Annotated in this window: 5 protein-coding genes; all 5 read right to left on the bottom strand. The window is 36.3% G+C overall.

What is annotated here, in order from left to right; genetic code table 11:
- Nucleotide 1: 1 nt before the first annotated feature.
- Nucleotides 2-1,468 (bottom strand): GIY-YIG nuclease family protein, encoded by a 1,467-nt coding sequence (locus tag DBR11_RS02940; RefSeq protein WP_108550123.1) that lies wholly within the window; start codon nucleotides 1,466-1,468, stop codon nucleotides 2-4.
- A gap of 606 nt (nucleotides 1,469-2,074) precedes the next feature.
- Nucleotides 2,075-3,007, bottom strand: coding sequence for a PAS domain-containing protein (locus DBR11_RS02945; RefSeq protein WP_108550124.1), 933 nt, complete (start codon nucleotides 3,005-3,007; stop codon nucleotides 2,075-2,077).
- A gap of 259 nt (nucleotides 3,008-3,266) precedes the next feature.
- Complete coding sequence (locus tag DBR11_RS02950) at nucleotides 3,267-4,862, bottom strand: hypothetical protein (protein ID WP_146186442.1); 1,596 nt, start codon at nucleotides 4,860-4,862, stop codon at nucleotides 3,267-3,269.
- A 23-nt stretch (nucleotides 4,863-4,885) separates the two neighbouring features.
- Entirely contained in the window at nucleotides 4,886-6,022 is a 1,137-nt protein-coding gene (locus DBR11_RS02955; protein WP_108550126.1) for an MraY family glycosyltransferase, read from the bottom strand.
- 194 nt (nucleotides 6,023-6,216) lie between these two features.
- Nucleotides 6,217-7,053 carry a glycosyltransferase gene (locus DBR11_RS02960; RefSeq protein WP_108550127.1) on the bottom strand — a complete coding sequence of 279 codons (837 nt, stop codon included), beginning with the start codon at nucleotides 7,051-7,053 and terminating at the stop codon, nucleotides 6,217-6,219.
- Nucleotides 7,054-7,119: the final 66 nt, after the last annotated feature.

A 7,119-nucleotide genomic window follows, 5' to 3' on the forward strand; every position in this document is an offset into this window, starting at 1 on the left:
GTTAATCTAACTCGATAAATTCATATCCTAACAAATCAATTCCTGGATTTTTAATGTAACGTTTAGCAGTTTTGTATGGAACTCCTGTTTCTCTTATAAATTCAGCAAGGGAGTTATAGATCCTTCCATCTGCCAATAATTGGATCCGTCTTTTTCCTTTAGCAGAAAGGGGTTCATTATGCTTTCCTTTTAAGATAGGATTATCGTTATCATCAAGGAAAGCAAATCTTAATCTTATTTTATTACAGTAGACAGATTTTGCATTACCCCTAGCACAGTTTGTTATTGCACTTGAATCAAGAGCATAGTGAATACCAGCATCTACTCCATTTCGAAATACATTATTATCATTCAAGCAAATAATTTTTCTAATTATTTTTTGTGCTTTATTACGATGCATGTCAGTTAGTTCCGGTTCCTTTGTTTCGTTATCGAAATATGCAATCCTCCACTTTTCTACATGAGTTCTTGTGCCCTTACATACGCTCGCTATATGGCTCTTTGATTTAATATTTAGTTTTTCACAAATCTCATTTAATGTTTTGAAATAAAAAATATCTTTCATTTCTTCATCGTCAACATACCAAGCAACATATTTAACAGAACCAATATTTTTAATAATATTAAGCCCTTTAGTTTGGCTTTCAGTTATTATTTCATTGCCTTCGCTATCCAAATAACAAAAAACCCATCTATTTTTTAGAGTGATATATTTTCCATTCGCATTACCTCCAATTGAACTTGCCGATATATTATATGCTTTTGACGCTTCCTCAACATTTTCATATATTTTTCCGTTAATTAAGTTTTTGACCCTTTGAGCTCTTTTACCTATGTAATATTTTTTTGAATGCCCCTCTGTAAGCATTGGATTGTCTGATAAGTTTAAGTAAGCATATCTGGTCCCATCCTTTGTCATTTTTCCAGTTGTGCAAGATAATCTTATTGTTGAAATAGCCAGATTTTCTAATTTCGACGCTTGTGATAGGCTCTCAAAAGTGTTATTGGATTTTAAGTTTATTACTGGCATTAATCGTCCACTATTCCTCAGAAAAGCCTTCCCGAGCTTGGATTTTTCAGATGACTGAAATTTATTCCCTCTGGTCCTATCAATTATTTCTTCAGAAAACAGCCTTTTTTTGCCTTCAGTTTTTTGGCCATGAGATACATTAAGTAGATCAATACTTGCGGCGCCAAATTTTTTAATTTGTTTCTTTTCCTCTTCAATTTCATTTTCAACTGAACATATCGCAATAATGCTCCACTTCCAATTGTCAAAACCATTCCCAATTAATGCAGTATGAAACAATGTTGTTCCCCCTTTTCTTGCAGAATCTTCGTGCTGTTTTCTCCTTGATTCTACAGCTTCTTGATGAGTCTTGCCTATTTGATGGGTCTTACCGATATATATGAGTTCTCGTTTTGTGGTACATTGAGCCATATATATTATTGATTCATTCTTTTTCATTGGTTATTTAATCTTAGATCTACATCTAACTTACACAAAATCAATACACTTAACAATAACAAAAATTACAAGAGACAAGAAAGCACTACTTTCTTTGTCTTTCTATGGGAACTTGAATTTACGGTTTTGGAAATACCTAATATGCTCTATATATTCAGAACAAAGCACGTTACGTCTGTAAAAACAGATCAATCTTTCGATACTTTGTCTCATTTTCACACGGATTTTCAATTTCCATGTTCTTATTTATTCTAAGGACTCCCTTGCAATCCAGTCAAGATAATTTTCCTGATCTACAGTTCATTTTTAAAAATTGGTTTAGTTGGCCGTCGCAATTTTCAAAAAAGCACAAAAAAGATTATTATAATTTAGGCCACATTACCAAATAAAGCATCAGCATAATCTACTTCAGTATGCGAATAAGTGTACTCATTCGGTTTCAAATTTCATCATCAAAGATACCCTTGTTTGGTAAAACTCAATATTAGCTCGAAGAATACTCAATTAAAGCTCCATAAAAGGGGGCTTTAATTGAACAAAGGGCAAGGAAGCACAGATTTACTGAACAACTATACTGCACCAAGGTATAAAGAAGGTGGATGTATTTTAGATTTTGGCTAATTTAATGGCGTACCTGATCTTTTCATCCAGGTCACCAGCAGCTTGTTCCAGCATCCCTAAACATTCCTGCAAGTCGGTATCGCCTGCTTTGAGTAATTCGACGAGGCCCAGTATACTCACCAGAGGCCCTCTAAGCTCATGAGATTGAATGTGCGCTATCTCCCTTAAGGACTCATTCTGTTGTATAATCACCTGCTCTTGCGCCTTATGCTGAGAGATATTAGAGGCATTGATCAGCAGACCTATAATTCTTTGCTCCGAATCCCTTACAGGGTCATAACAGACTTCTAAAAAAATGGACTCTTCATCGTATTCGATTTCCTGTTCCATTCTCACTCTATTTCCAAGTAAAGCTTTCTTACAGCTTAGATAAAACAGCTCCCTGGCCTGTGGATTAAGCAGATCCAGCATATGGGCTCCCCGATAGACTTCGATGCCGCTTACACCTTTAAAAAAGGCTGCACAGGTTTTATTATAGTCGAGTACCTTGATTTCTGTATCCAGTAATAGATGAATGCCGGATGAACTTTCAAAGAAAGCACGTTGCTGTGTTTTTACCTCATTGATCCGCTCCATTTCGAGGATTCTGACAATCTGCCGGCTCAGCAGTTCCATAGTTTCAATTTGCTTGGGAGCTAATCTTCCGCGTCTGATGTCCATGACACTTAAAGTGCCAACAATAAAATCTCCGCCTGAAATAATGGGTACGCTTGCAAATAAGCTAACACCTTTTGGCCAAACCTCATTTTCAGGGATGCCGACTTGTGCTTTGATATAGTCCTCTTCACCACGACGTAAACTCAGACAAGCGAATTTAGTTTCGCATACCTCTGCACATAAAGCCACCAGTCCCTGTATATCCAGTTCATGATAGAGCCCCAGTTTCTTGGTTATATCCGGTTTTCTGCTTTGGTTCATGGTCTTGCTTTTAGCGTTTTAAAGCAACTGTTCACAAATATAAGTTCAGAATAGGCGTTTGAGATGGATTGGGCGCGCTGTTCACGGTATTGAACAAAATGAATAAAATGAAAACGGGATTCTCTGTTTCCATTGAATCCCGTTTAATCTAAATTAACGCTCTCATATACATAGACGGTTATTATTTCCGGATATTGTATAAGGGTATGTGATTTTCTTTTTGATGACCTTTTAATGACAGGTATCCTGATTGTACAGGCTACATATCATAGTAGAAATTTCTGAATGAAGCACGTAAACCAATATTAATCATTTGCTGTTTGTCAGTCCACTGGTTGTTGCTTTCTTTTCTATAGGTATAGCCCAATTCCAAACGCAGGTTGTTTTTAGGGTTGAGGATATAGCCTATTTTTGCATCTGCATAGATGAGGTTTGTTTTTAGGCCATGGCCAATATATACACCTCTATCGTCCACTCTTGTTGTGTAAGACTTGTAAATATCTTTCCCATAATTTAGACCATTGATGTCTAAGCCATAAGTAGCTGCAGATAATTGAAAGCGGGTATCAAATCTTTTCCAGCGATAACTTGCTATTCCAATGTATTCTGCAAAGTTTGCACCCAGGGGATCTGCCAAAGATTGGCCATAGTGCCCGTAGTTTTTATAATGATCGCTGGCAGAGTAAGAATAAGGTCTAACCCGGTTGGTTTCTACCTGCAAATTCAAATGATCTACATTAAATACATCAAATCCTTTGATACCCAACTGCCCCCCTTGCTTATTTGCCCAATACCCATCTCCTTTAAATACTTCTTTTGCAGTGAACTCATTGATCATCAACTGTCCATAAGCCACATAACGGTCTGAGATTTTATAGCTGGCATTTAAGCCCATTAAGGCTTTATCCGGTGATCCATTAGCAAATTCAGTAGGCCGCATAAACATGACTGGATTTACATAGCTGAATTCAAAGCCTCTTGGTCTCCACATGATATTTTCAAACAAACCAATGCTTAAACGATTTGTAACATTATAACTTAAATAATGGAAAAGGCCGTATTTCTTAGGATATGGGGTTTCATCATCAAAAGGTGTGTCATAGAAATCAATAAACTGCGCCCACATGGCCATATACCTTACACGTCCTAAAGTAGCTGTTACTTTGAAAAAGGGGTAATTGAAGGCGTTATCAGAAAGTAGTAAGGAGCGATAACCATCTCCAATAAAGTTTTTATCATAACCTAGTTGAAGGTTGACATATTTTACCGGTGTATAGGAAAGTGTTCCTCCAGAATAAGCATAGTCAAATCCTCCTTTTCCGTAAAGTTTTGCATAGCCCTGACCTGGGACAACCCGATTGGTATTGATATAATCGGTTAAATAACCGGGAAATTTAGCCTGGTTTTCGAAGAAATAACTGGTAAAAGAGAATTTCTTCCCGATAGTTCCTCCCAATTCTACTCCGCGAGTATTTAACCAGGTCGTTTTACTGTTCTGTTTTCCAATTTGCAAATCGGGCAGGTAATCCAGGTAAAATGAATAATCTTTATCATTTACTTCTACCAGATGTTGGTGAAAGAGTTTACGAAAAAGCCAGTTTTTATATTGCCAGTCCTTTTCTTCCGGCATAGCCTTTTTTAGTAAACTATCTTTAGTTACACTGTCTATATCACTTACAATATAAGGTAGTATGGAGGTATGGCTTGTTTTGGAATTATTGAAATAAATCTCTTTTCCTAATTTTCTGTTCAGGTCTTGCCCTAAAGGCAATAATTCAGACTGCCCGTAGGCAGTTGTACTCAATACTGTAGCAAATATGATACAATATAAAATTCTAAGTTTAGTAAAGGTCATTCAATAATTACTAGTTTAATGTGTTAGTTCTCTGTTATCTTCTCGAGAACCTGCTCTCCAAAGCTTTTTTCTTTAAAAGATGGTTCTACGCTAACAGTATTAACGACAATTGGCCTTCTATATTTTCCAATGTACAAGGTTAATAGTCCATTTGAACACAGAGCAGTAACAATGATTAAGCCAACTAACTGAGCATTACCTAGAAACTGCAGGGAAACGGCCATTACCACAAATAATGAATTTATTACAGTAAGTATTAATGTAGATTGGACATGGCTTAAACCTAGACTCAGCAAGCGATGATGCAAATGATTGCTATCTGCAGTAAATGGTGATTTTTTGTTGAGCATTCTCAATGTAAATACACGAACTGTATCAAAAACCGGAATAATTAAAATGGCCAGGACAAGTCCAAGGTTAGCGGTTACAGGAACAATACCAAAGGAGATTGCTTTAGCATCTGATAAGTTTAAAAACTTAATGCTCAAAACGACTGAGATGAATCCTAAAACCAAAGAACCACAATCTCCCATGAAGATTCTGGCTGGTGTAATGTTATAGAATAAAAAGCCAATCAGAGCACCTGTTAAGGCTATAGATAGGTATGCCCATCCAATTTCACCTGCCTGAAAAAACAGGAAAGCATAAGTTAAACTCACCATTACTCCTAAAGAAGCCGCCAGGCCATCAATGCCATCAATAAGATTAAAAGCATTGACTACCCCAACAATAACGATAACCGTTAGCGCAACACTGGCATAATAGTTCAAATGACCAATACCAAGAATACCATGAAGATCTTCAATCCTTAAGTCGGCTATGATCGCAATGATAAAGGCATTTGTAAATTGTGCTCCAAACTTAATTAAAGGGCTCAGTCCTATCATGTCATCCTTCAATCCGATCATAAACAGAATTAGACCTGCCGCCATTAATATACGAGCCTGAGGCAATAAAGCCGTTGGAATAAACAACGAACAGGCAAAAATGAATGCTGTAAATATAGCTACTCCTCCAAAATTCGGAATAATACGTTTATGGATCTTTCTGGACTCAGCAGGGGCATCAAAAAGCCGTTTTCTAACCGCTAAAGTTATGATTGGTGGTATTGCAAATACGACAAGCAATAGGCTTGTTAGGAAGATAGTAGTGAGAAGCATAATTTCTTTTTTTAAGTGTCTTATCGTTGTAAACAACAATAGAGCCAAAAACGCTACAAAAATAGAAAAAAAAACACTCTATAAAGCCCAAAGATAAATTATAAGTACAATTCATAGTTAAAATAGGCCATAGTATATTATTACCGAAAGCTTTACATAGAGTAATGTATTAATAATTTTCACAAATAATGAAACTAGACTTTTGGACGGATTGATGCGTAGATTTTAGTCAAAATCGTCGGTGGTAAGAGCCTTAATATCGTTTTTGAAGCCACAAGAGTATAATATTTGAAAGTACCTAAAAGCCCTATTTCATATAAATAACGGGTTCCTTTAAGCTCCCCTTTAAGGAAATTAATCCCCGAACGTCTGGCTATTAATCCATCACCGGTTCTGGCATTAACCAATACATCTGGCAGATTTGCAACGTTAAACTTATTTACAATAAACAACCCCCAGAACGCGTAGTCCTCACAGACCCCAATTAGAGGATATCCTCCTAATTGTAGGGCAACTTCTCTTTTGTATAAAACTGTCTGGTGATTAAAAGGGCATCTCCATTTACTAAATTTTACGATCTCAAGTGACTCCGTAGGAACTATCCGCTTTCCCATTGAGATTTTCATACTTTCATCAAATTCCTCTATCTGCGCACCTAAGAGATCTATATTCGGATTTTTTCTCAAAAAGCCCATTTGCTTTTCAAAACGATCAGGCAAACATTCATCGTCGGAGTCAAAACGAGCAATATACTCGGATGTGCTCGAATTTATCCCTAAATTTAAGCAAGCTGGCAATCCTTTTATTTCCCCTGAATCAACAATTTTAATAATATCACAGCCAAATTTATCAATCCAGTAATCAAGAACACTATTTTGCTCTTGATTTAAAGTACCTTCTTTTACTAAGATAATCTCAGTAGGCTTAAGAGTTTGGTTATATAGGCTTTTTAAACTATCATTGATATATTCTGCTTTTTCTTTATAGAATAAAGACATCACCACACTAAAAGTACTGAAATCCCTATTCATAGCTTGGCAAAACTTTCATTAAAACATGTACAAGAATCATATGAATGTCTTCAGACACCTGCATAT

This window comes from Pedobacter sp. HMWF019, assembly GCF_003061025.1.
In the GTDB taxonomy this organism is placed as follows: Bacteria; Bacteroidota; Bacteroidia; order Sphingobacteriales; family Sphingobacteriaceae; genus Pedobacter.

What these genes read in the sequence shown, in the direction of transcription:
- DBR11_RS02955 (WP_108550126.1), bottom strand. Translation starts at nt 6,022, where the DNA reads ATGCTTCTCACTACTATCTTCCTAACAAGCCTATTGCTTGTCGTATTT.
- DBR11_RS02960 (WP_108550127.1), bottom strand. Translation starts at nt 7,053, where the DNA reads ATGAATAGGGATTTCAGTACTTTTAGTGTGGTGATGTCTTTATTCTAT.
- DBR11_RS02940 (WP_108550123.1), bottom strand. Translation starts at nt 1,468, where the DNA reads ATGAAAAAGAATGAATCAATAATATATATGGCTCAATGTACCACAAAA.
- DBR11_RS02950 (WP_146186442.1), bottom strand. Translation starts at nt 4,862, where the DNA reads ATGACCTTTACTAAACTTAGAATTTTATATTGTATCATATTTGCTACA.
- DBR11_RS02945 (WP_108550124.1), bottom strand. Translation starts at nt 3,007, where the DNA reads ATGAACCAAAGCAGAAAACCGGATATAACCAAGAAACTGGGGCTCTAT.